Origin of the sequence: Maribacter chungangensis (genome assembly GCF_042676845.1) — a bacterium.
Lineage (GTDB): Bacteria > Bacteroidota > Bacteroidia > Flavobacteriales > Flavobacteriaceae > Maribacter > Maribacter chungangensis.
Genome location: NZ_JBHTHY010000024.1, coordinates 55,295 through 77,100 on the forward strand (window position 1 = coordinate 55,295; position 21,806 = coordinate 77,100).

General features: G+C 40.8%; 22 protein-coding genes. 9 read left to right on the forward strand and 13 right to left on the reverse strand.

All coding sequences use genetic code 11. From position 1 onward, the window contains the following. Nucleotides 1–3 precede the first annotated feature (3 nt). Entirely contained in the window at nt 4–1,722 is a 1,719-nt protein-coding gene (locus ACFQZJ_RS18245; protein ID WP_379936406.1) for a DUF885 family protein, read from the reverse strand. A 79-nt stretch (nt 1,723–1,801) separates the two neighbouring features. Here ACFQZJ_RS18245 and ACFQZJ_RS18250 point away from each other — a divergent pair, with 79 nt between their 5' ends. Beyond that, nucleotides 1,802–2,389, forward strand: a complete 588-nt coding sequence (locus tag ACFQZJ_RS18250) for an NUDIX domain-containing protein (RefSeq protein WP_379936407.1) — start codon at nt 1,802–1,804, stop codon at nt 2,387–2,389. A gap of 42 nt (nt 2,390–2,431) precedes the next feature. After that, on the forward strand, nt 2,432–2,944 hold the full coding sequence (locus ACFQZJ_RS18255) for a peptide-methionine (S)-S-oxide reductase (protein WP_379936408.1): 513 nt from the start codon (nt 2,432–2,434) through the stop codon (nt 2,942–2,944). 149 nt (nt 2,945–3,093) lie between these two features. Here the strand turns inward: ACFQZJ_RS18255 and ACFQZJ_RS18260 are convergent, their stop codons facing one another. Continuing rightward, a complete protein-coding gene (locus ACFQZJ_RS18260; protein ID WP_379936410.1) occupies nt 3,094–4,362 on the reverse strand; it encodes a D-alanyl-D-alanine carboxypeptidase/D-alanyl-D-alanine-endopeptidase in 1,269 nt (422 codons plus the stop codon). Nucleotides 4,363–4,507: 145 nt separating this feature from the next. Between ACFQZJ_RS18260 and ACFQZJ_RS18265 the strand changes: the two genes are divergently transcribed. Further along, the gene (locus ACFQZJ_RS18265; protein WP_379936412.1) at nt 4,508–4,705 is read left to right on the forward strand and encodes a hypothetical protein; all 198 of its coding nucleotides are present in this window, start codon (nt 4,508–4,510) and stop codon (nt 4,703–4,705) included. Between the two features lie 85 nt (nt 4,706–4,790). Continuing rightward, entirely contained in the window at nt 4,791–4,952 is a 162-nt protein-coding gene (locus tag ACFQZJ_RS18270) for a hypothetical protein (RefSeq protein WP_379936413.1), read from the forward strand. Nucleotides 4,953–5,312: 360 nt separating this feature from the next. Here the strand turns inward: ACFQZJ_RS18270 and ACFQZJ_RS18275 are convergent, their stop codons facing one another. From ACFQZJ_RS18275 to ACFQZJ_RS18295, 5 genes are all read right to left on the reverse strand, one after another. Then, a complete protein-coding gene (locus tag ACFQZJ_RS18275; RefSeq protein ID WP_379936414.1) occupies nt 5,313–6,251 on the reverse strand; it encodes a LysR substrate-binding domain-containing protein in 939 nt (312 codons plus the stop codon). A 191-nt stretch (nt 6,252–6,442) separates the two neighbouring features. Next, nucleotides 6,443–6,859, reverse strand: coding sequence for a DUF2141 domain-containing protein (locus tag ACFQZJ_RS18280; RefSeq protein WP_379936416.1), 417 nt, complete (start codon nt 6,857–6,859; stop codon nt 6,443–6,445). Between the two features lie 136 nt (nt 6,860–6,995). Then, a complete protein-coding gene (locus tag ACFQZJ_RS18285; protein ID WP_379936417.1) occupies nt 6,996–7,763 on the reverse strand; it encodes an SOS response-associated peptidase in 768 nt (255 codons plus the stop codon). A gap of 88 nt (nt 7,764–7,851) precedes the next feature. Beyond that, the gene (locus ACFQZJ_RS18290) at nt 7,852–8,400 is read right to left on the reverse strand and encodes a CIA30 family protein (protein ID WP_379936418.1); all 549 of its coding nucleotides are present in this window, start codon (nt 8,398–8,400) and stop codon (nt 7,852–7,854) included. A 366-nt stretch (nt 8,401–8,766) separates the two neighbouring features. Further along, a complete protein-coding gene (locus ACFQZJ_RS18295) occupies nt 8,767–9,477 on the reverse strand; it encodes a class I SAM-dependent methyltransferase (protein ID WP_379936419.1) in 711 nt (236 codons plus the stop codon). Between the two features lie 257 nt (nt 9,478–9,734). Here ACFQZJ_RS18295 and ACFQZJ_RS18300 point away from each other — a divergent pair, with 257 nt between their 5' ends. Together ACFQZJ_RS18300 and ACFQZJ_RS18305 are read left to right on the forward strand one after the other, a co-directional pair. Next, nucleotides 9,735–11,327 (forward strand): amidohydrolase, encoded by a 1,593-nt coding sequence (locus ACFQZJ_RS18300; protein ID WP_379936420.1) that lies wholly within the window; start codon nt 9,735–9,737, stop codon nt 11,325–11,327. A 248-nt stretch (nt 11,328–11,575) separates the two neighbouring features. Beyond that, the gene (locus ACFQZJ_RS18305) at nt 11,576–11,959 is read left to right on the forward strand and encodes a winged helix-turn-helix transcriptional regulator (RefSeq protein WP_379936421.1); all 384 of its coding nucleotides are present in this window, start codon (nt 11,576–11,578) and stop codon (nt 11,957–11,959) included. 36 nt (nt 11,960–11,995) lie between these two features. Here the strand turns inward: ACFQZJ_RS18305 and ACFQZJ_RS18310 are convergent, their stop codons facing one another. Next, nucleotides 11,996–13,213, reverse strand: a complete 1,218-nt coding sequence (locus ACFQZJ_RS18310) for an RsmB/NOP family class I SAM-dependent RNA methyltransferase (protein WP_379936422.1) — start codon at nt 13,211–13,213, stop codon at nt 11,996–11,998. Nucleotides 13,214–13,284: 71 nt separating this feature from the next. On the opposite strand from ACFQZJ_RS18310, the gene ACFQZJ_RS18315 reads away from it, so the two are divergent. Next, on the forward strand, nt 13,285–14,310 hold the full coding sequence (locus tag ACFQZJ_RS18315) for a WD40/YVTN/BNR-like repeat-containing protein (RefSeq protein ID WP_379936423.1): 1,026 nt from the start codon (nt 13,285–13,287) through the stop codon (nt 14,308–14,310). Between the two features lie 275 nt (nt 14,311–14,585). Here ACFQZJ_RS18315 and ACFQZJ_RS18320 read toward each other — a convergent pair whose 3' ends face one another. Continuing rightward, nucleotides 14,586–15,407 (reverse strand): MBL fold metallo-hydrolase, encoded by an 822-nt coding sequence (locus ACFQZJ_RS18320; RefSeq protein WP_379936424.1) that lies wholly within the window; start codon nt 15,405–15,407, stop codon nt 14,586–14,588. A 590-nt stretch (nt 15,408–15,997) separates the two neighbouring features. On the opposite strand from ACFQZJ_RS18320, the gene ACFQZJ_RS18325 reads away from it, so the two are divergent. After that, on the forward strand, nt 15,998–16,885 hold the full coding sequence (locus ACFQZJ_RS18325; protein WP_379936425.1) for a hypothetical protein: 888 nt from the start codon (nt 15,998–16,000) through the stop codon (nt 16,883–16,885). Between the two features lie 83 nt (nt 16,886–16,968). On the opposite strand, the gene fumC is transcribed toward ACFQZJ_RS18325, so the two are convergent. After that, entirely contained in the window at nt 16,969–18,366 is a 1,398-nt protein-coding gene (gene fumC, locus ACFQZJ_RS18330; RefSeq protein WP_379936426.1) for a class II fumarate hydratase, read from the reverse strand. A 667-nt stretch (nt 18,367–19,033) separates the two neighbouring features. Here fumC and ACFQZJ_RS18335 point away from each other — a divergent pair. Continuing rightward, nucleotides 19,034–19,207, forward strand: a complete 174-nt coding sequence (locus tag ACFQZJ_RS18335) for a hypothetical protein (RefSeq protein WP_169734617.1) — start codon at nt 19,034–19,036, stop codon at nt 19,205–19,207. Nucleotides 19,208–19,563: 356 nt separating this feature from the next. On the opposite strand, the gene ACFQZJ_RS18340 is transcribed toward ACFQZJ_RS18335, so the two are convergent. The 3 genes from ACFQZJ_RS18340 to prfB all read right to left on the reverse strand — a co-directional run bounded on the left by ACFQZJ_RS18340 (nt 19,564) and on the right by prfB (nt 21,766). After that, entirely contained in the window at nt 19,564–20,064 is a 501-nt protein-coding gene (locus ACFQZJ_RS18340; protein WP_379936427.1) for a hypothetical protein, read from the reverse strand. Nucleotides 20,065–20,149: 85 nt separating this feature from the next. Beyond that, nucleotides 20,150–20,494 carry an arsenate reductase (glutaredoxin) gene (arsC, locus tag ACFQZJ_RS18345; RefSeq protein WP_379936428.1) on the reverse strand — a complete coding sequence of 115 codons (345 nt, stop codon included), beginning with the start codon at nt 20,492–20,494 and terminating at the stop codon, nt 20,150–20,152. A 173-nt stretch (nt 20,495–20,667) separates the two neighbouring features. Further along, nucleotides 20,668–21,766 (reverse strand): peptide chain release factor 2 gene (gene prfB, locus ACFQZJ_RS18350; protein WP_379936429.1). Its coding sequence is split into 2 segments (ribosomal slippage): nt 20,668–21,699 and nt 21,701–21,766, totalling 1,098 coding nucleotides; the frame shifts between segments, so codons are not numbered across the junction. Between the last annotated feature and the right edge of the window lie 40 nt (nt 21,767–21,806).

Sequence of the window (21,806 nt, forward strand, 5' to 3'; positions counted from 1 at the left end):
AATTTAGTTAGGGTCGGTATTTTTAAAAATAGTATAAAATTCATCAATAGGAATAGGGCCTGCTTTCATTACCGTATCCATGAACAGTTTTAAGCTAAATTGATTTCCTAATCGTAATTTTTCATGCTCCAGCAGCTCGGTAAACTGTGCTCCTCCCAAAAAGTAGGAGGTGAGTTGCATGGGGGAATTCGTAATGCGGCCCCATAGGCTTTTAGCAAATTGTGGAGCCACCAAAGAGGTTTCTTTTGAAAATTGAAGCACTTGCTGCTCGTTCCAACCTTTGCAATGCACTTGAACCGATGTATAGGCCCTATTTGCATTTTCCAAGTGTTTGCGAAGGTGCGCCAACAGCGTCAAATGATTTCCGGATTCCCAACCGGCATCCAAGAGTACTTTTTCGGTAAAGGTTGCCCAGCCTTCGATGTAAATTCCGTAAGGAAACAACAGCCGAACGGGGTGTGGGCTCTCCCTACTTATTTTCAGTTGCATGTAATGCCCGGGATACAGCTCATGTATCACTATCATGCGGTTGAAGGGTTTATTGAAGGAGGCCCAAAAGTCGATTTGTTCCTGTTTTGGTAGGCTTTCCGGGATAGAGGGCAGATTAAGGGTGGTCATTGGGTTAGGGTCAAACGGCGGAGCGCTGGCCACCCAGCCAATACGTGCCGCGGCTCCTGCACTTTCCGGCGCCGTTTGTATGCGTAAGGTGTTGTTTTTGGGTAAGGTGGCGATGTCCTTTTCTTTAATGAAAGTAACCGCGGAGTCCGCAAGCTCTTGCCAAAACTCAAGATAGTCCGTGGCATTTATAGGGGCATCTTTTTCCATATCGGCCAAGGCCAAATTGATAATGGATAAATTACTTTTGGGGAGCGTCCTGTCCGGATAGGTTTTTCTGAGGTATTTTCTGGAAACATCGGTCATTAGTGACTTTACGGTGCTTATTTCTGCAAGTGCCATTTCCGCTAGTTTAGTCGATGTAAGGTCGCTATCGGTATACAATGCCAACCTCCGGTTATATTCTTCGGTGCCTAACCTTGTAACAGATTCAGAAGGATTCTGTTGTAGTGTAGTTCGACTGAACTCGATAAGATTTTTGATATTTTGCAAGGCTTTGGAAAGCGCCATGTTAAAACCAGTACAGTTGATTAAAATCCCGTTCGATTGCAGCTGGGTTTCTAGATCCGTTTGAAGATATCGATATGTGTCGTTCAATGCTTCCAAGCTCTTGTCCAATTCGTTTTCCGATACCTGTTCTAGGTTCGTCTGTGCTGCCTTCGCAAGGCTGCTTATGGCTTGGAGCCGGTTACAGAGCAATGCTGATTTCTCTTGGCCTAGAAGGTAATCGGCATTAAGCATAGGGGCAATAGCCTTATCGATCAATTGGGCGTAGAGGTGCAGGGAATGTGTATGTTGCTTATTTGTTTTCCATTTATCTAGCTCGGATTGGGCCTGTACCCGTAACAGTCGTGCGTCAATAGGGTCTATATCTGCAGTTATCTTGGATAATTTTCCAAGTATTTTTTCGTTAACATCTATCCATGCGGCAACGGCGGAGTCGGAACGCTGCTCATAGTTAAAAACCAAAGTTCTAATTCCGGCTTCTAGGGCTTTTGAGGGATAAAATGTTTTCCATTCCTTAAGATAGTGTTCGCCCAAACGTTGGGAACGTATGGGTGTTGGAAAACATATTAGTAGAAATAGTATACCGACTAGAAATCTCATGAAAGCTTGCATTTTGTCTTGTTTTGGAAAGATAGTGATTAAATGCAAAAATCAGCTTATTCGTATTTAACTTTGAAATGTGAAAAATAAAGGCATAAGAAATATTAAAAAGAAGGTGCTTTCCAAGAACTGGTACACCTTAAACAACTATAGTTTTGAATACAAACGGGAAGACGGTACTTGGGAAACCCAACAACGGGAATCCTATGATTGTGGAGATGGTGCCGCAATTTTACTTTATAATCGTGAAATGAAAACCGTAGTCCTTACCAAGCAATTCCGTATGCCCACCTATGTTAATGGTAATGAAGACGGGATGATGGTGGAGGTCTGTGCCGGACTTTTAGACGGACTTTCACCAGAGGAGTGTATTAAAAAGGAAGCTTTGGAAGAAACGGGTTATAAATTAGATGATGTGCAGCAGGTTATGGTCACCTATATGTGTCCGGGATCCGTTACCCAGAAACTCTATCTTTTTTTGGCGGAATATGATAACACCATGAAGACCGAAGAAGGTGGCGGTGCTTTAGATGAAACGGAGAACATCGAAATCTTGGAATTTGAGTTTACGGCGGCGCTGGACATGATTTCCGATGGCCAAATTAAAGATGCCAAAAGCGTAATGCTTTTACAATATGCGGCATTAACGGGTATTTTTTCAGATTGATGTTCGGGGTAAGGTATATCGTTTTTTTACGACCGACTGTGTGTGAGTAAACTACAAAAAATTGGATTAGGCGGTGGATGCCATTGGTGCACCGAAGCGGTTTTTCAGTCTCTAAAGGGTGTATGTAAAGTAGAACAAGGGTTTATTGCGTCTACCGGAGCGCATACATCGTTTTCCGAGGCCGTAATCGTGCATTTTTCGGAAGATATGATTGGACTATCCGATATCATCGCCATTCATTTGCATACCCACAACAGTACCTCCCAACATTCCATGCGCAACAAATACCGCTCTGCCGTTTATGTATTTGCAGAGGCAGAAGTTGACCATATTTCAAATATGTTGGAATCCCTGCAAAAGGATTTTCACAAAAAACTGATTACACAAGTCTTGCCGTTTGGTGCTTTTAAAGCCTCTGATAGTCAATTTCATGACTATTATATCACCGATCCCGATCGGCCTTTTTGTAAAACCCATATTGCCCCTAAATTACAAATGCTAAAAACCAAATTCTCAAAAGAATATAACTTGGACACCAAGATGAGTGGTAAATAGTAATTAGTAAAAAAGTAAGAAGTAAAAAGTAGAAAGTAAAAAGTGAAAAGTAAAAAGTGAAAAGTAAAGGTTGATTTTTTTTTGGGACTTTGGCATCCTACAATTTTTTTTACTACCCACTACAACGTACACTACCCACTACCCACTATTCAATAGGTATCCCTAATTTTTTCAAAAAGCTGTTGCATACTGGTTTTTATTTCTGACGATGGATGTTTAAAGTGATTGTTCATAAAACTAAAAATGACCGTTTTGCCAGAATTGGTCAATAGATAGCCGCTTAGACAATAGTTGTTTCCCAAACTTCCGGATTTCGCATAAATGTATGGCGTGGAGTTGCCTTCATACCAGTCGGTCAAAGTGCCCGAAACACCTCCCGAAGGGAATATTTTAAAAAGGCGTTCTCTGGGTAGTTCTACGTATAAACGTTCCAATACATGCACCATGGATTGCGGGGTAAAAAGGTTGTAACGCGAAAGACCAGATCCATCTACCCATCTGGGCCCTTGCGGTAGGTTTGGCAACAGTTTATCCAAGGTATTTGTAATGGCTATTTGCGTCTGTAAGGTATCGGCAGTCTCGGAGGCCGACAACAACAATAATTGTTCGGCAATGAAATTATCACTTTCATGCATCAGCCTTACATACAAGGAATCTGCTGGGATGCCGTAAAGGGTTTGTTTCGATCCTAAAGGCATTTCTTTGACTATCGTAATCGTAGTTTTGAGTTCTTTTTCTAGAACCGCTTTAAGGGTGGTGTCGCTTGTTTTGAAGGGTACTTCAAGGGTGTCTGTCCTTGCCGCATCAAAATAGAACAGGTTGCGATGTTCCTTGCGGTTGGTTTTATTTGCTATTGGAATTACGCTGTCCTTAAAATACTCGGGTACAACCGGTGTTTCTGTTCCGTTGGTAAGCAGTACGACATTGCCGTATGTTGGAAATCCGCTGCGCTCCGGGGAGTAATAATAGTCGTAATCCTCCCAGGACCATCCGGGACCAAATCTTGAATCTTGAAAATTGCCCGTGCTGAGCGCGATATTTTTCTCCTTCTGAAGAAACTTAAATGCGGTACTATCCTTAAGGTAGGGATGCAAAAAGGAAGGGTCTCCCGTACCTTGAACAAAAAGAGTATCGTTTTGACGAATGTACCTTAGCGCAGGTATCCTATCCGGAAGGGTATTTAAAGCCGTGTACAGGGTGAAAATTTTGGTATTGCTGGCCGGTGTAAAATATTTGGTACTGTTTTGATTGAACAAGGTGTCCTTGGTCGTGGCATCCATAAACAAAACTCCAGTGAACTGGTTTTCATAAAAAGGAGTCGATAGGGTACTGGACAGACCTTTTTGTATCGTTTTTTTTGTTGATGTGCAACTGCTTAACACTACTATTAAACAGCAACTTAAGAATATTCGTTTCATTGGATTGTGGAAGATCGTTGTGTTAAAAAGTGTAAGCTTATATAATTTAACAATTATAAGTTTTTTTTAACGAATTCATTGCAATATCATATCTTCTTTTTTGTTTAAATTTACGTAACAACTAATCGATAAACAAGGTACTACAATGGCAAAATCAATGCTTGAGTACAGCAAGACAGTACTGAAAAAAGTTAGTTTTGATGTAAAGTTATTTTGCAAGGAACTAAAAAAAGCACTTCAACTTTTACTGCCCGAAGAGGTAGAGGAATTGAGACTCTGGTTACAACAGTTCATAACGGACAAGCCAGAATTACAAACAAGTTTAATGTATTTAAAACCATAAAAAAAAGCCACTGTTAAGTGGCTTTTTTTAGTTAAGGTAGGAACTACTATTATTTTTTATATTTTAGGTATAAAATACATTTCAAATGGAAATTTTTTTATTTGTGATATCCTTAGTTGTTTTCTTGGGCTGTGATACGGATTCTCGAAAGGATGAGGCAGCAGAGCCCCAGGCTAGCATGCCAGGGGCTTGGGAACAGGTTTCAGAAAGAATTAGCAAGCGGTTACCGCAGTGGATATTCCTATAGCTAATGGAGGTTTTCTTAATTTTCTAAACAATGGAACCTTTAATTATACGGATAGGATTTAGGAATCATTTTTACATTAATGAACGTACACGTATACGCATTCTGTTTTGAAAATGGAATACAACAGTGAAAGGGAAATTGGAATATAATGGCTAATTGAGCATAATGTATTGACTTTGTTTGCAATAAATCCGTTGTGTGTAGCTGAATGTTCACATGTTTGCCTAAGAGCTAATTGATTATTATGTAATCGATTAGCAAAACTTAAATTTGACTCCCCTGCTAGGCCAGTTGCTCCAAAGACTTTTCTTTAAAATTTAAGCGAATTACTTACGAATCCTTTGAGAGTATGTCAAGGGCTTATTTACTTAAAGGACTTATTATTTTTACATCTTGAAATGCTATCGCACCTTTAACAATACTGGTTATGACATCCCGTAGCGCATTCGTAATCTGAATTTTAAGTTCATTTTTATGGTAGATGATACTAACCTCGCGCGCGGGAGAGGGTTCTTTAAAATATTTGATATTCCTTTTATTTTCAGTTCCAAGTTCCATGCTGTTGAGATAGGGGAGCAGGGTCATGCCCAAACCTTCGTTGGATAGGTTTACCAGGGTCTCAAAACTTCCGCTCTGTAGCTTAAAGTGTTCCGCTCCCAACTTTTTCGGCGTTTTACATAAGTTAAGTACCCCATCCCTAAAACAATGACCATCCTGTAACAGTAAAATATCCGAAACGTCTAGATCCTCTACCGATAATTGTTTGACACTATGTAAACGATGTTCAGGTGTAATATAGCCTACAAAGGGCTCGTAATATAAGGGCCTTTCCTTAATGAATTCTATTTCTAAAGGGGTCGCTGCTATGGCCGCATCTAAATGTCCGTCCTGTAGATTTTTTATAAGACTCTCCGTGCTTTGTTCCTTAATAATCAGGTTTACCTTTGGGTATTTAGTGATAAAGGTCTTTAAGAACATAGGCAATAGTGTGGGCATTACCGTTGGAATAATGCCTAAGGTAAAGTCTCCTCCAATAAACCCTTTGTCCTGGTCCACGATATCTTTTATGCGCCCTGCTTCGTTTACGATCACTTTTGCTTGTGCTACTATTTTTTTTCCTACGTCCGTAACCGAGATGGGTTTTTTGCTTCTATCGAATATAAGTACATCCAACTCGTCTTCTAGCTTTTGCACCTGCATGCTCAGCGTAGGTTGGGTTACGAAACTTTTTTCAGCGGCCAAGGTGAAATTTTGATACTCTGCTACCGCCAGTACATATTGTAATTGTGTGATTGTCATTACCTATAGTTTACATATCAAAGTTATACAAAAACTATCAATTAAACTTATGATAATGCTCATGTTTATACGATTGTATTATGATTGTAGGATATCATGGTTGGCATGGATTTTCTAATAAATTGAAACCTATTTAACATGAAGAAAGCACCTCTTTGAGGCGCTTTATCTCGATTGATGAATAGCTGCTTTTAGAACCGAATCCTGAATTCTAGATCTTCTTCTCCAACTTCAAATTTAGAGTCGGTAAAACTTGGCGGGCCATAGCTAGTTTCGCCAGAAGTAGCGTAGTTCTCTTTTGGCATTCCGTTCGCTTCAAAATCCATTCTGTTATTTTCGTTTTTGTCGTGTAACAGCATCAAGGCAAATGTGCCCTTTTGTACCTTTTCAAACCTAAGGGTAAGTTCGCCTTTGGAGGCCTTAATTTCTTGGTTTACAACACCAGGGCCTTTCATAAAGGTCTGCTCCGTATGTAATGCTCCCATTATTTTTCCTTCATCCGATAGTACGTTTTCGATCGTTACGGTTACCGTAACGCCCTCGCTGTCCTGTGCGTTACCTGTTAGTGTGATCAATGCTAATCCTAAAATAAGTGTAAATGTTTTCATGTGATTTGATGTTTATGTGTTTAACGTTGGGTCAAATCTCCCTTAAAACGAGAAGTATTTAAAAACGGAACTACCCAATTGTAGCATGATACGGACGAGTTGTACCCAAGGGGCTTTTAAATGGAATTCCGAGCTGTTAGGATATGACAAGTTCTGGGTAAACCACTGCATTTGAAACACCTTCCACATTCCCTAAGTATTCCTTTCCTCTCAGACGTGCTACGGGATGGGCGGTAAGCTCTCCATCCGCTAGCGGTGCTATGAGTTTTTGAACGCTTTTTTTGTCCGCATCACTTGTACTAGGTTCTAGCCATGCATCTTCCAATTCGTGCGGAAGTAAAAAAGGCATCCGTGGTGCTTTTAGCTTGGGGTTGTTATGTAGGTGTTTCATAAGGGCATTGGCTTCGGTAGTAACGATGGTGAAGCTGCGTAATAGACCTCTAGTCTCTGGATTGCGCCATTCACTCCAAAGTCCTGCAAGTGCTAAAGGCTGTTTTTCTTTATGCTGAATAAAAAAAGGATACGTTTTCCCTGCTTGGTGGTGATGTTCATAGAAGCCATCTACGTAAATGATGCAGCGATGGTGTTGGGCTGCATCCCTAAAAGCAGGTTTTTCAAAAATGGTTTCCCCTCTGGCATTAAGTGTAGCGTTCCAAAGTTGCTTCTGCTGTTTTGTATCCCTAGTCCAATGCGGTACAAGGCCCCAAGTAGCGACTTCTGGAAAATTAGGGGACTTATTTGTATAGATCAACACCTCCGGATGTGTAAAGCCAGATGCATGGTGCAGGGGTAAATCGGTTAGAGGCGCTAGGCGTTCCCGAATATCTGCAATGGCCTGTAGGTCTTGGTCTTTCTCCGCTCTTCTAAGCTGGGTTTCTAAACTTGTTTTAATATCGTAGCACATGGTTTTTTTGTTCGGCAAAAGCTAATTGATGGTAAAGTAGGAATATATTTGATTTTGGTCTATTGTTCACTTTTCCAAATAGGATTGGTTAGTTTTCTAAAACCGCAATAGACTCCAAAAACAACTCAAAGGCCTGTGGTTTTTTATTGCCAATTAAAAAGCGGAGTTCCTCAATCGTGTTTTGGTCAAAATTGGGAAGGTCTACTTTTCTCCCACGAAAGGTAGGGTAGAGGTCGGCCAGCGTAAACTCTAGGGTTTGCCAGTTGCCCGTAGTTTCAAATGTGGCGATGTAACTATAGCTATGGCGGCGTTTGTCCTTCACACGAAACTGGTAGGCATTGCCATCGCCCTTTAGGCGTATGCGTATGGTGTAACTTGGTTTTACGGCTACAGTCTCCATATCATACTTTACCGAAGAGAAGCCTCCGTTATTTTCTAAAGACACGGTTCCTGAGAATTTTCCGTAACCTTCTTTGGATAGGGTAAAGCTGCCCGAGGAGCGGCCGCCCATGACCACATCATCCACTATATTCCAATTTTCAGTGCTTGGATTTTCTTTAAAATTGACTAGGGTTTGTGCCGTCATTAGGTTTGTTTTGAGAAACATTAGGAGTATAAATGTAACTAAATATGGCATAATTCATTTTTAGGCGGTCGTCGTATGCAAATAAATTAGATTCAATTCGGTTGTAGGTATATTTTCAACAACTAAACTGGTTATGATATTCCTGAAAGCATCAGACTCTGGTCATTTTGATTGTTAGTATCGTATGGTTACGATTTGAGTCTCAATTATAGCCCGGGTTCAACCCCTTCCGACGCGTTCCGCCTATGGCGAACGGTCCACCTTCCCCTGCATGAGGAAGGAGCTGTATGTTTTGGACATTTGCCAATATCCATGATACTAGACCATATAATCTAAAAGCCATCCTTGCGAACGTAATAGGAGCACCTAATTCTCAACCCATTATCCTATTAATAACTACCCACTATCGACTACCAACTATGTACCCTTCACAAACACCATACAATGTTGCCACGGAAGATTATTGGTATTTTCTTCCAGCACTAGGCCTAGCGCCTCCATTTCCTTTACGGCTTGGGCTTCGGTCATTTTATGTAATTTTTTAATGGGTACGTTGGGGTCTTCCCCCCGGTATTCAATAAGATAGAGTTTTGCATCGTCCCGCATGGCTTTTTTTATCGATACCATCATTTCATACGGGAAATTCATTTCGTGGTATACATCAACGATAAGTACCTTATCCACGGAATTTGGTTCTAGATTCACGTTTTTTTCGCTTCCCTTTACCAAGGCAAGGTTCACAGTCTTCCGTGCTAATTTTTTATCCCGCATGGCGGCCAACATTTCATCTTGGATATCCACGGCATAGATGGTCCCTCTGGTTGCCATAGCTGCCATTTTAAACACGTGGTAGCCAGAACCGGCACCAATATCCGCGATATCGTCCGTAATTCTAATATTCATATTTTTCAATAGGGTAGTCGTGTTTTCCTCTTTTTCACGCTCCTCGCGTTCTAGCCAAGACATGCCTTGGTAGCCCATTACGTATGAAATCTCGCGGCCCATGTACCACTTTCCAATCCCGTTTCGGTCGCCGTTCTTGTAGCTGTAGCGGTCTTCCTGGGCAAATAGTGCTGCCGTACCCGCCAAACCCATAAAAGCTAAACAGATGATGAATTTCTTTATCATTATGACTTCTTTTTCATTTTCATTTGCCCGTTAAAGTTAGGGATTTGGCGCGTAAGCCTTACTTAAGGAAAGGCTAAAGTTAGGGTGTATTCCCTATTTTATATTTTTGATAAAATAACAGTTTCAGGCAGTAAAGGCAGTCCCTCGCTTTCGTCTTAAATCATTTCGATGCTCTATTGGAGAAACCAAATAATAACTTAAGTGGCAAAATCACCACACATTTTTGTACCTTTTTAACTTCAAGAAAAAAAACCACCATGAAACCAAAAACAACTACCCTTTTATTTTTAGCAGCATTGTTTATCGCCACGACATGTATGGCTCAGATGAAAAAATCTGCACGGCAAATCGAAAAATTAAAACTGGCGGCCGCAGCCATAGTTGACGCCAATAAAAAACAGTCCCAAGTAATGGTCGACAAGATATTCAGTTTTGCCGAACTGGGATTTCAGGAGGTTGAATCCTCCAAATACCTTACCGGTATATTGGCCGAAAACGGTTTTGAAATCGAAAATTCTATTTCTGGTATTCCTACGGCTTGGTTCGCTACCTGGAGTAATGGGGAGGGTCCCACAATAGCATTGGGCAGTGATGTGGACTGTATACCAAAAGCATCCCAGTACCCTGGCGTAGCCTACCACAAACCTATTGTAGAGGGAGCGCCTGGACACGGAGAGGGACACAATGCGGGAATTCCTATGAATATCTCTGCCGCCCTGGCCGTCAAGGAGGTCATGGAACGAGAAAATATTGGGGGTACCTTGCTGGTTTGGCCCGGTATAGCAGAGGAACTGCTTGGTTCTAAAGCGTGGTATGTACGAGACGGATTGTTCGATGATATAGATATGTGCATTTTTACGCACGTGAGTAACAATTTCAGTGTTTCTTATGGCCCCACAAGGGGTACGGGACTAATTTCGGTGGAATACTCTTTTGATGGCGAATCCGCCCACTCCGCCGGGTCTCCTTGGCGTGGCAAAAGCGCCTTGGATGCGGCCGAATTAATGAATATTGCATGGAACTATAAGCGGGAGCATTTACATCCTTTAAGACGATCACATTCTATTTTTACGGATGCAGGAGACCAACCTAACGTAGTTCCCTCAAAAGCTTCGATATGGTTTTATTTTAGGGATATTAAGTACGATGGCATTATGGAAATGTACCATGAGGCAAATCAAATTGCCGAAGGTGCTGCAATGATGACGGGTACCACGGTAAAACATAAGGTACTTGGTGCTGCTTGGCCTAGACACTACAATAAGGTCATTGCTGAAACGATGTACGAGAATATTAAGCAGGTGGGCTTGCCTACATGGTCCGAAGACGACCAAGCCTTGGCCAAAGCCGTACAGACCGAGGTGGGTTCCAAAAAGATAGAAGGTTTGAGTACCGAACTTGCTCCGTTAGGATTACCTGTTATTGAGCCTATTAGTGGTGGTTCGGATGATATAGGCGATATTTCTTGGAAAATACCTACGGTTACCATGCGTTTTCCGTCTAACATTCCAGGGTTGCAAGGGCACCATTGGAGCAATGCGATTTCCATGGCAACACCTATTGCACACAAAGGGGTAGTTGCAGGAGCCAAGGCAGAGGCCATGACGATTCTGGATTTCCTTTTAAAACCAGAGTTATTGACCGGTGCTTGGGATTATTTCAATAATGAGCAAACGAAGGAAACGAAATTCGTCCCTATGATTTCGGAAAGCGATTTGCCACCCATTTATTTGAATGCGGACAAGCAAGGTCAGTTTAGGTCCGAACTGGAGAAATTCTATTTTGACGAAACTAAATACGATACCTACTTGGAGCAATTGGGGGTGGACTATCCTACGTTAAAAAAATAGGGTCCATATTTCTTTTTGTGGTTAAAATTCTGAGAATGGATTTTTAGGAATAACATCGTGAACTCCGTTTTGGTTTGATAATCATACTAAAATAACGTAGACATGCTATTTTGAATGCAGGGTATTTTATAGGTTGATTTAAAACTATGGTCATCTAAGGGAACTATTGTTATGATGGTAAAAGGGATTCCAGTATTTTAGCTTTTTTAAATAACAAACGTTAAAGCGACTTCTAACCAAAATAGTTTATGGCTGTGAAAGAAACGAAATCTGCGTCTGTATGCGGAGTTACAACGTGTATGAACATGTTGGATAGCAAATGGAAACCTATCATCCTTTACAACATCTCCAAAGGCGCTAACCGATTTACCAAGTTGCTTACCGCTGTGGAAGGTATTAACCGACAAATGTTGAGCAAGCAACTACGGTCTTTGGAGAAAACCGGGGTATTGGAGCGCAAGACGTTTCCAGAAATTCCGCCTCGTGTAGAATACTCGATAACCCCTTTGGGGAAATCATTACTGCCTGTGGTACAGTCCATGCAACGTTGGGGAGATAAGCAAAGTGGGGCAACTAAAGTTAAAGCTAAAACAGAAACGAAAGCTGTATCACAACAAACAGCCCTGTTTTAAATATGCTATTATAATCTGGAATTTAGCGGTTTTGAATTACACCAATTTCTTTTCCAACAAAGCCATATAGAATCCGTCAAAACCGCTTTTAGAGGCATAGATTTTCTTTTCACTGATAAGAGCGAAGTCAGTACCTTCCTCGCTGGACAGAAATGATTTTACCTGATCGTTGTTCTCTTGAGGAATAATGGAGCAAGTGGCGTAGACCATTTTACCGCCAGGTTTTAGTATTTTGCTGTAGCTTCCTAAAATTTCGCGCTGGGTCTTGGTGATTTTCTCCAAGAATTCCGGTTGCATTTTCCACTTGGTATCCGGATTTCTTCTAATAACGCCCAAGCCTGTGCACGGAGCATCTATTAGAACCCTATCTGCACTTCCATACAGTTTTTTAAAGACCTTGGTAGAATCTATTTCCCTTGGTTCTATGTTGTGCGCGCCATTTCTTCTGGCACGTCTTTTTAGTTCCTTTAGTTTACTGCCATAGATATCCATGGCGATCAACTGTCCTTTATTTTCCATTAGAGCGGCAAGGTGCAAGGATTTTCCGCCGGCACCGGCGCAGGTATCCACAACACGTTGCCCGGGTTTAACATCTAGCATCGCTGCTACCAATTGGGACGAGGCATCCTGTACTTCAAAAAGTCCTTTTTTGAACGATTCCGTTACAAACACATTGGCCCTTTCAGGCAAACGTAATGCCAAAGGATAGCCTTTGATGGGTTCGGTGACAATGCCTTCGTCCAACAGTGCTTTGCGCAGCGATTCCCTAGTGGTTTTTAAGGTATTTGTTCTAAGGATAACCTCCGCAGGTTCGTTGAGCTTTGCTATTTCTGCTGTCCACAGTTTTTCCCCTAATGATTTTTCACACAATTCGTCGATCCAATCAGGTACGGCCTCACGGTATTTTCGAATCTTTGAGAGTTCATCGAACTTTCCTTTGATACGACGCTCCGGGGTGGGTTCTATTTGTTTCCAGTCGGGCAACGCGATTCCTTTAAGCACTGCCCAAACGGCCCACATGCGAAAAAGATCGGGTCTGCTAAATGGCTCCCTAACATCGGCAATTTCTGCGTAAAGTCGCTTGTATCGTACCATTTCATAAGTTGTCTCGGCAATAAAACCTCGATCTCTTGCACCCCAACGCTTATCAAAACGTAATACCTTTTGAACCACCTTGTCGGCATATTCTTTCTCGTTAAATATTAAATTTAAAGCGTCTATTACGGCAAATACAAGGTTTCTGTGCAGTTTCATCCTAAAAAATTAAGTCCGCAAAGGTATTGTTTTAGAAGCGATTCCCTTTATTTTTGAGAAACTTTATGAAGATGCGCTACTTTAGTTTTTTACTTGTTTTTGCTTTATTTATTTCCTGTTCCGAGGTTGCCAAGCGTAATTCTTTTGAAAAGGTAGAGATAGAAATACTTTACACGGACTCCCTAAGCATAAGGGCTATTGAAATCATGGGCACAAGTTTGGCCTTTGCAGCGAATAAGGGGACTTTTGGTTCTATTGATTTAGCTTCGGGAAAAGTACGGACCAACATACAAAAATACGATACAATTTTACCTGAGTTTCGTGCGGTAGCCCATACTTCATCCGATTTTTTTATGCTTTCGGTCGCCAATCCTGCACTACTCTACAAGACTGGTAACCAAGGAAAAATGGAACTTGTGTATAAAGAAGAGGATGGTGCCGTTTTTTATGATGCGATGACTTTTTGGAACGATAACGAGGGGATTGCCGTTGGGGATACCATGAACGGTTGTATGAGCATCATTATCACCCGTGACGGTGGGTTGACTTGGAATAAACTGCCGTGTAGCGCTTTGCCCGATGGAATCGAAGGAGAGGGTGCTTTTGCGGCAAGTAACACCAATGTCGCCGTAGTTGGGGATAAAACATGGGTCGCAACAACGAAACGTATATTATTCTCACCTGATAAAGGGCGGACTTGGGAAGTACAGCGAACACCGATTCTTTCAAAAGAACCTACAGAAGGTATTTATTCAATTGCATTTTATGACGATACTATTGGTGTAGCTATCGGTGGGGACTATACAAACCCAGAAAGAAATACCTCGAATAAAATGATAACAGTTGACGGAGGTAGAACTTGGAACTTAATGGCGGACGGAACTACACCAAATTACCGAAGTTGTATTCAATTTGTGCCTGGGACGAAGGGTAAAGGAATCCTCGCTTTGGGATTTACCGGTATTGCCTATTCCAGCAACCAAGGCGAATCCTGGAGGCAGCTGTCTGACGAGTCGTTTTATACCCTGCGCTTTAAGAACGATACCGTTGCCTATGCCGCCGGAAGAAATAGAATTGCCAGGTTGAGGTTTAAATAATAGGTGCGATTATTTTATGTATTGTTTTGATCATCAATTTTTTATACATGAATTGGTTTCTACTTTTCGCGTTCAAGTGAAAACTAGTGATGTTTTGAACATTTGAAGACTTTTTTTGAGTTACATAGCATGGCTACGGAAGGAAAAAAAGACAGGGCCGAAACAAAAATCAGCAATTTGGCTTTTGAATGAGGAGCCAGTTGCAGCCCGCGGTGAAAAAGAGCAATTTTTTAGCGAACGGAAAAAGTTTAAATGACTTCTATTTTTAGTCGATTTTAGAACGCATCGTTAGGATACCAGTCCAGTTGTATAACTTCTATTTCCGAGTTCTCTTTTTGTACCAATTCCTTGAATTTTGATACATCGCTAACATCTGGTTTTCCTCTGTAGTGGTATGGATAGACTTGTTTTGGGCGGAATTCCAGCACCGCGTTAGCGGCACTTTCGGGCGTCATTGTATAAGGCAGGTTCATGCAAACAAAGGCTTTGTCTATATTCTTAAGTGCTCTCATTTCGGGAATATCCTCGGTATCGCCGGAGAAATAGATTCTTTTTCCATCTATATTTAGCACATATCCGTTTCCTCTTCCTTTCTCATGAAATTTTAATGCTTCCTCTCGCAGATTATACATGGGGATGGCTTCTATCGTGATGCCAAGACGCTCTTTGGAATCGCCATTGTCCAAAACATCCAATTGAGGTGTAAAGCTTTCGGGGATTCTTTTGGCTACCGCTTGTGGGACTATAATTTTTGCCTTTGAAGTATCTAAGGCTTCTAGCGTTTTCAAGTTAAAGTGGTCTCCGTGAATGTCGGTGATCAATATTAAATCTGCTTGCTTTTGTCCGGCAAAGGCAGCTGCGCCGCCCACAGGGTCTATGTATATGGTAATGTTTTTCCACTCCAATACAGCGGTAGCGTGTTCGATTGGGACTATTTTTACATCCGAGGTTTGGTCACTGGATATTGCCAACTGTGGTGGTGGTGGCGTTTCGGAGGTATACTCAATTTCCGAATCTATCAAAGGATTTTTATTCTGTTGTTCTTTGCATCCGCCAAGCAGTATGCATCCTAGTAGTGTGCAGACTATTGTTTTCATTGTACTTGTGTTTTATTTATTGGCACCGCCAAAGGGTTTAATACCCCGAGGCTTGCATCGAAGTTAAAGGTTCGTTTCCTTCGAATGCCTCGCGGACTTGCCCCTAGGTAGTTTACTTACTTCGTTTTAGGAATGACCAACCGTTAATGGAAGTAATACTGCCCTAATTATCAATAAGTTAAAAACAATTGCATTCTTAACACCGCCCTGTTCGTAAAATATTTAATCCCTTATCTCCGAACGCCTGCCTATTTAGTAAGATCATTATAGCAGCGACGACTTTGCCAAAATTGTTTTTCCACCGGACAAAAAGAATCTTTTGATTGCCGTTCCACATAAAACGTATTGCGCTATGCAGGTGATATTTACTGTGCAAAAAGAATCCTCGGTATTGAAAAAGCATCATTAGTTTCTTACAATTCTTTCAAATATTGGTTATTCATCTATATAGTTAGCCCTTTGAACGAATAAACGGGTAGGGAGCAATGTTTTTTTTGGGCAAAAAATCTAAAAATAGATTCCTTCCGTATATAGACCGATAGAATTAGTACTTTTATCCAAACCAAAAAAAATCAATTTAATAATTCATTATGACTGAAACAAAAAATAACAACGGGTTAAAAGTCTTGGCCGCATTACTGGGTGTAGTGCTTTTGGGGACAATAATTTATACCGTAAGTCTTTATCAGGACAAGAAAAAGACCGAAAAGGATCTTATTTCCGAAAAGGAGTTGGTTGTCGAGGATTTGAATAGCTTAAAATCCGAATACGACAAGGCTATACTTGAAAGCAACGCAACCAACGAAGAATTAGTTTCTGCAAGAGATAATATCGCGAGATACATTGATTCCGTGAAAACTATGAAGGCAGATATATCTTCCTTAAGCAGATATAGAAGACAAGTTGATGTTTTAAAGGCAGAAAGGGCAAAACTTTTAAAGCAGGTAGATTCTTTACAAAGGTCCAATACCGCAATAGCTATGCAAAGGGACAGTACCTTTGTAGAGTTAGAGAAACAAACAGTTTTCAACGATTCTTTAGTAGTTCAGAATACAAGTTTGGCCCAGGCAGTGGAAAGAGGTTCTGCGTTGAACCTTTCAAAAATTAGTGTTGATGCCGTTAGGGAAAGGAACAGTGGTAAATTATCCTCTACTACAAGGGCCAGAGCCACGGATAAGTTTAAAATTTGCTTTACGATAGCGGATAACGTTATTGCAGAGGCGGGCGATCGTGAGTTTTATTTGGAAGCTTTGGACCCCCAAGGTAACGTTGTTGGAGAAAGTATGTCCATGACCAATGATAACGGGGCGTCTATAACCTACAGCAAAAGTACCAGCTTTTACTTTGAAAATAAATCTTTGGATATTTGTGATTATTTGAACAAACCTGCAGGGGATTTTCAAAAGGGACAGTATATGGTTAATGTATACGATGATAACTTGAAATTATTGGGAACGTCACAGTTCACTTTAAAATAGAAAGAACACTAATCTTATCTATAAAAAAGGGAGATACCTAGTGGTGGTGTCTCCCTTTTGCTTTTCAATGCATTCTAGATGGTTTATTTTAAGCTGCCTACCATTTCTTCCGGCTTAACCCATTCGTCATACTGCGCTGCGGTCACATATCCTAAATTAATGGCTTCTTCTTTAAGTGTGGTGCCGTTGTCATGGGCCGTATTGGCAATTTCGGCAGCTTTGTAGTAGCCAATTTTGGTATTTAGCGCAGTTACGAGCATCAGTGAATTATTTAATAACTGTTTGATTACTTGGTGATTGGGGGCAATGCCTACCGCGCAATTAATATCAAAACTTTTGCAGGCATCTCCCAGTAATTGGGCGGACTGTAAAATGTTGGCCGCCATCATGGGCTTAAAGACATTAAGTTCATAATGCCCTTGTGTGCCGCCTATGGTTACGGCAACGTCATTTCCCATAACTTGGGCACAGACCATGGTTAAGGCCTCGCATTGCGTAGGATTAACTTTCCCTGGCATAATTGAACTACCCGGTTCGTTTGCCGGAATCGTAATTTCCCCAATACCCGAACGAGGTCCGGAGGCCATCATACGAATATCGTTGGCAATCTTGTTGAGGGAAACCGCTAACTGTTTTAGTGCACCATGCGTTTCTACGATCGCATCATGCGCTGCCAAGGCTTCGAACTTATTCTTTGCCGTTATAAAGGGGAGCCCTGAAAATTCGGCAATATACTTTGCCACCAGTACATCGTACCCCTCCGGTGTATTTAAACCTGTACCTACAGCGGTACCACCGAGCGCAAGTTCCTGCAAATGCGGTAGGGTGTTGTTCAATGCTTTAAGACCATGGTCCAATTGCGAAACATAACCAGAAAATTCTTGACCAAGGGTCAGGGGAGTGGCATCCATTAAATGGGTGCGACCTATTTTGACTACAGTGTTGAATTCTTGGGCTTTACTGTGTAGCGTGTTCCTTAATTGGGTAATTCCGGGAATTGTGACATCGATAAGTTTTTTATAAGCGGCGATGTGCATGCCCGTAGGAAACGTATCGTTAGAGGATTGCGACTTGTTAACATCATCGTTGGGCTGTATTGTTTTTTCGCCCTCACCAACCTTATGTCCAGCAATTTCATGTGCCCTGTTGGCAATCACTTCGTTCACGTTCATATTACTCTGGGTACCGGATCCTGTTTGCCAAATTACCAGAGGAAATTGATCATCATGTTTTCCTGCCAAAATTTCGTCGCAGACCTGCGCTATTAAATCTCGTTTTTCTGGGGCAAGCACACCCAGCTCGCAATTGGTAAATGCCGCTGCCTTTTTTAGGTAAGCAAAGCCATAAACGATATCCAAAGGCATGGATCCCGATGGACCGATCTTAAAATTGTTTCTGGAACGCTCTGTCTGTGCGCCCCAATATTTGTTACTGGGAACCTTTACCTCTCCCATGGTGTCCTTCTCTACTCTATATTCCATAATGATAATTACTGTTTAAAATTTAATTGTACAAATAAGAATTCTTTGGGCCGATAAAACGTTTTTGAAGTCCTCCGCCAATATAGTTAACTCTAAATACAAATTTAAGGTATAGTCATTAAGCAGAAAATAAAGGGTTAAAATATATTAAGATTCAATAGGATAAAACCTAAATCCGAAGAAATTTTCCGACAGCTTTATCTTGGGGTTGTCTATTCGCCTTTCCCACGATATTGATGTAGTACGGGGATAGTAATACCAATTTAAATTCTAGATGTCGCATAAAACAAGTTTCTTTTTTCCTCATTTGTCGTCATAAAATAGAACCATAGCTAATGCTATGCTTAGATTTCATTCCTAAACTGAGAAAAAAATAATTCAAATTTTAAACACGACATTCAAAACTTAAATTGGTATAATATACAAATTAGGAACTGCCTTTTTTGCCGCTCGAACTTTTGGGACGGGGGAGTCTACATAATAATTCTTAGTTTTTCGGAACGCTTTTTCGCCCCTTGGACCAAAAACCCATTAACCATCAAGGCGCTAATATTAATACGGTGTCACACGAGGATAGTAGGATTAAAGAAATTTTCATTTAATTTTAATTTTAGTTTGCAAAAAATAATACGATTATGGTATCTTTGTCACAGATAAGTATACTATTATGTTTGAATTTGACCAATATTTAGGATTTTTAGCTTTTTTGACCATATTAACGATAGGTTTTTGGTTAATGATATTTTTGTTGGTGTTCGTGGTACCTTATTGGTTGGGCGGCAATATTATAGAACTGTTGAAAGAAAAACGTGAGGCAAAAAAAGCCAAACGCGAAGCATAAAAAAAGAAGCCATATCGGCTTCTTTTTTAGTTAACCACGCTTCTAGTTAACCACACTTCATGCTATTGTGGTTTTTTCACTTTCCTAGTTGGATAAAAACATCCCTTCTTGGCAATATGATCATCTTTTTTGAATCCTGCGTATTGGGTGATTTCCTCTGCTTATTACCCTAATAAATCATTTATTACGGTGTTATACCATCTCCAGGAGATTAAAGCGAAGTTGTGCGATTTTGGTTGTTTGGAATTCTCAATGACAAATTAGCGATGGCTTTGAATTTTTTTAGAATTTCTTTGTATGAAGTTAGGGTAGTATTTTCTATGTTACATTAAGCTATACAAGAGTTGCTCACGACCTCAATTTTTTTCTTTCTTTTGCTTTTTCTTTTTCTTTTTATTTTTTTTGATGGTTTTGTTTACACCATCTTGCATTAATCCCAAAAATGCTTCGTATTTCTCAGGGGGCAAACTCATTTTTAATTCTTCATCCTGTCGTTCGGAAATATTGGTAAAGGTTTCCTTCATCTTTTCTGGTGGAAGCTTTAAAATTTGGGCCTCGATTCTTTCCTGGACATATTTTTTGAGGATAGAACTCACTACCGCGGCTTCAAAATCGTTTAAAGCAAGTGCTTCTGTTATGGCCGGCATTTGATCCTCTACAATTTCCCCGGATGTTTTAGGTGCCGGTGGTTCTGGGGTGTGCTGTGCCTGAGGGATTGCACTGCGCTGCCTTCCCATTCCTCTTCCCATTCCTCTTTGCATTCCCCTATTAAACTGGGCATAACATTCCGAACCTAACATTAGGAGAACAAGAAATAAAATTCCTTTAAAAAAGCTACATCTGTTTTGTAATTTCATGAAGTAAAAATAAATATTTTGTTTGACCTGTAAAAGACTGTGTTTTCTGCAACTATAAATCGTAGTATTCAAACTAGATTCAATGCTATTTTAACAATGTGGTAATATTTTCCAACGGTCTTCCAATTGCCGCTTTTCCGTTACATATAACTATAGGTCTTTCAATTAGTTTTGGATAAGAAACCATCGCGGCCAATAGTTCATCGTCCGAGAGCACCCTGCCTTTGAACTTTTCTTTCCAGATCGCTTCGTTTTTTCGTATGAGCTGCTCTGGTGCCATATTCAGGGAATCGACTATTATTCTTAATTCCGCTAATGTTGGGATATCTTCCAAATATCTTACAACTTCAAATTCCTTGCCAGAGTTTTCCAATAGTTGCAGTCCCTCTCGTGATTTTCTGCATCTTGGATTGTGGTAAATTTTAATCATAATGTTTTAGGTTCAAGGTTCAAGGTTCACGGTTTCAGATCATGTACAACGGGGCAACTGTTTTCTTTTTGGTCTTATTGTTCTTTGCTAAGAAAAGAAGTACTTATTCTCCGAACTACACTCTACGCTTAGCTTTTAACCATAACCTGTTCACCCTTTGTGGGCTAGTGGCTTTAATCGTCCCTTTGTCCCATCATCATTAAAAATGCTTTTAAAAATCGGTCTATATCTCCGTCCATAACGGCATCAACATTACCTGTTTCCTCAGCTGTTCTTACATCCTTTACCAATTTATAAGGATGCATTACGTAATTTCGAATTTGAGATCCCCATTCTATTTTCATCTTCGAGGATTCTATTTCCTGCCTTGCTTCCATTTTCTTGCGCAGTTCGATCTCATATAATTGAGATTTCAACATCTTTATCGCCGTAGCTCTGTTATCGTGCTGGCTGCGGGAATCCGAGCATGAAATCTGTATGCCACTCGGGTGGTGTACCAACTGTACCTTGGTTTCTACTTTATTTACATTTTGTCCCCCGGCACCACTAGATCTTGCAGTAGTTATGGTAATGTCCGCCGGATTTACATCCACTTCTATACTGTCATCTACCAAAGGGTAAACATAAACGGATACAAAAGAGGTATGTCGTTTTGCATTACTATCAAAAGGCGAGATGCGTACCAATCTATGCACCCCGTTTTCTCCTTTAAGCCAGCCAAAAGCGAATTCACCATCAATTTCAAGGGTTACCGTTTTAATACCGGCAACATCTCCTTCTTGGTAATTCAGTTCTTTTACCTTGTACCCGTTTTTTTCTGCCCACATCATGTACATCCGCATGAGCATGGCGGCCCAATCACAACTTTCCGTGCCACCGGCGCCAGCGGTTATCTGAAGAACGGCGGGCAACTCGTCTCCCTCTTCCGATAGCATGTTCTTAAACTCCATTTTTTCCAATACGTTCAGCGCTTTTTCGTACTGTATTTCGACTTCCGCTTCGGAAACTTCTCCTTCTTGTAAGAACTCTATAAGAACTTCTAGATCGTTCACAAGTGCAGTTGCGGCATTGTAATCATCTACCCATTGTTTTTTGGATTGGATGAACTTCATGTGCGCTTGCGCTTCTTGCGGATTGTCCCAAAAATCAGGCGCCAAGGTTTTCTCTTGTTCGTTCTCTATTTCAATAAGTTTGGCATCAATGTCAAAGATACCTCCTTAACGCACCAAGGCGATCTAAAAGACCTTTGTAGTGGTCTGCGGTAATGTTCATACTAGAATTAATTTTTGGGTAAAAATAGTATACTTTTCGT

What these genes read in the sequence shown, in the direction of transcription:
- ACFQZJ_RS18265 (WP_379936412.1), top strand. Translation starts at nt 4,508, where the DNA reads ATGGCAAAATCAATGCTTGAGTACAGCAAGACAGTACTGAAAAAAGTT.
- ACFQZJ_RS18290 (WP_379936418.1), bottom strand. Translation starts at nt 8,400, where the DNA reads ATGCCATATTTAGTTACATTTATACTCCTAATGTTTCTCAAAACAAAC.
- ACFQZJ_RS18280 (WP_379936416.1), bottom strand. Translation starts at nt 6,859, where the DNA reads ATGAAAACATTTACACTTATTTTAGGATTAGCATTGATCACACTAACA.
- ACFQZJ_RS18275 (WP_379936414.1), bottom strand. Translation starts at nt 6,251, where the DNA reads ATGACAATCACACAATTACAATATGTACTGGCGGTAGCAGAGTATCAA.
- ACFQZJ_RS18340 (WP_379936427.1), bottom strand. Translation starts at nt 20,064, where the DNA reads ATGAAATTACAAAACAGATGTAGCTTTTTTAAAGGAATTTTATTTCTT.
- ACFQZJ_RS18295 (WP_379936419.1), bottom strand. Translation starts at nt 9,477, where the DNA reads ATGATAAAGAAATTCATCATCTGTTTAGCTTTTATGGGTTTGGCGGGT.
- ACFQZJ_RS18285 (WP_379936417.1), bottom strand. Translation starts at nt 7,763, where the DNA reads ATGTGCTACGATATTAAAACAAGTTTAGAAACCCAGCTTAGAAGAGCG.
- ACFQZJ_RS18335 (WP_169734617.1), top strand. Translation starts at nt 19,034, where the DNA reads ATGTTTGAATTTGACCAATATTTAGGATTTTTAGCTTTTTTGACCATA.
- ACFQZJ_RS18260 (WP_379936410.1), bottom strand. Translation starts at nt 4,362, where the DNA reads ATGAAACGAATATTCTTAAGTTGCTGTTTAATAGTAGTGTTAAGCAGT.
- ACFQZJ_RS18305 (WP_379936421.1), top strand. Translation starts at nt 11,576, where the DNA reads ATGGCTGTGAAAGAAACGAAATCTGCGTCTGTATGCGGAGTTACAACG.
- ACFQZJ_RS18245 (WP_379936406.1), bottom strand. Translation starts at nt 1,722, where the DNA reads ATGAGATTTCTAGTCGGTATACTATTTCTACTAATATGTTTTCCAACA.
- ACFQZJ_RS18270 (WP_379936413.1), top strand. Translation starts at nt 4,791, where the DNA reads ATGGAAATTTTTTTATTTGTGATATCCTTAGTTGTTTTCTTGGGCTGT.
- ACFQZJ_RS18320 (WP_379936424.1), bottom strand. Translation starts at nt 15,407, where the DNA reads ATGAAAACAATAGTCTGCACACTACTAGGATGCATACTGCTTGGCGGA.
- ACFQZJ_RS18300 (WP_379936420.1), top strand. Translation starts at nt 9,735, where the DNA reads ATGAAACCAAAAACAACTACCCTTTTATTTTTAGCAGCATTGTTTATC.
- ACFQZJ_RS18325 (WP_379936425.1), top strand. Translation starts at nt 15,998, where the DNA reads ATGACTGAAACAAAAAATAACAACGGGTTAAAAGTCTTGGCCGCATTA.
- ACFQZJ_RS18310 (WP_379936422.1), bottom strand. Translation starts at nt 13,213, where the DNA reads ATGAAACTGCACAGAAACCTTGTATTTGCCGTAATAGACGCTTTAAAT.
- ACFQZJ_RS18315 (WP_379936423.1), top strand. Translation starts at nt 13,285, where the DNA reads ATGCGCTACTTTAGTTTTTTACTTGTTTTTGCTTTATTTATTTCCTGT.
- arsC (WP_379936428.1), bottom strand. Translation starts at nt 20,494, where the DNA reads ATGATTAAAATTTACCACAATCCAAGATGCAGAAAATCACGAGAGGGA.
- fumC (WP_379936426.1), bottom strand. Translation starts at nt 18,366, where the DNA reads ATGGAATATAGAGTAGAGAAGGACACCATGGGAGAGGTAAAGGTTCCC.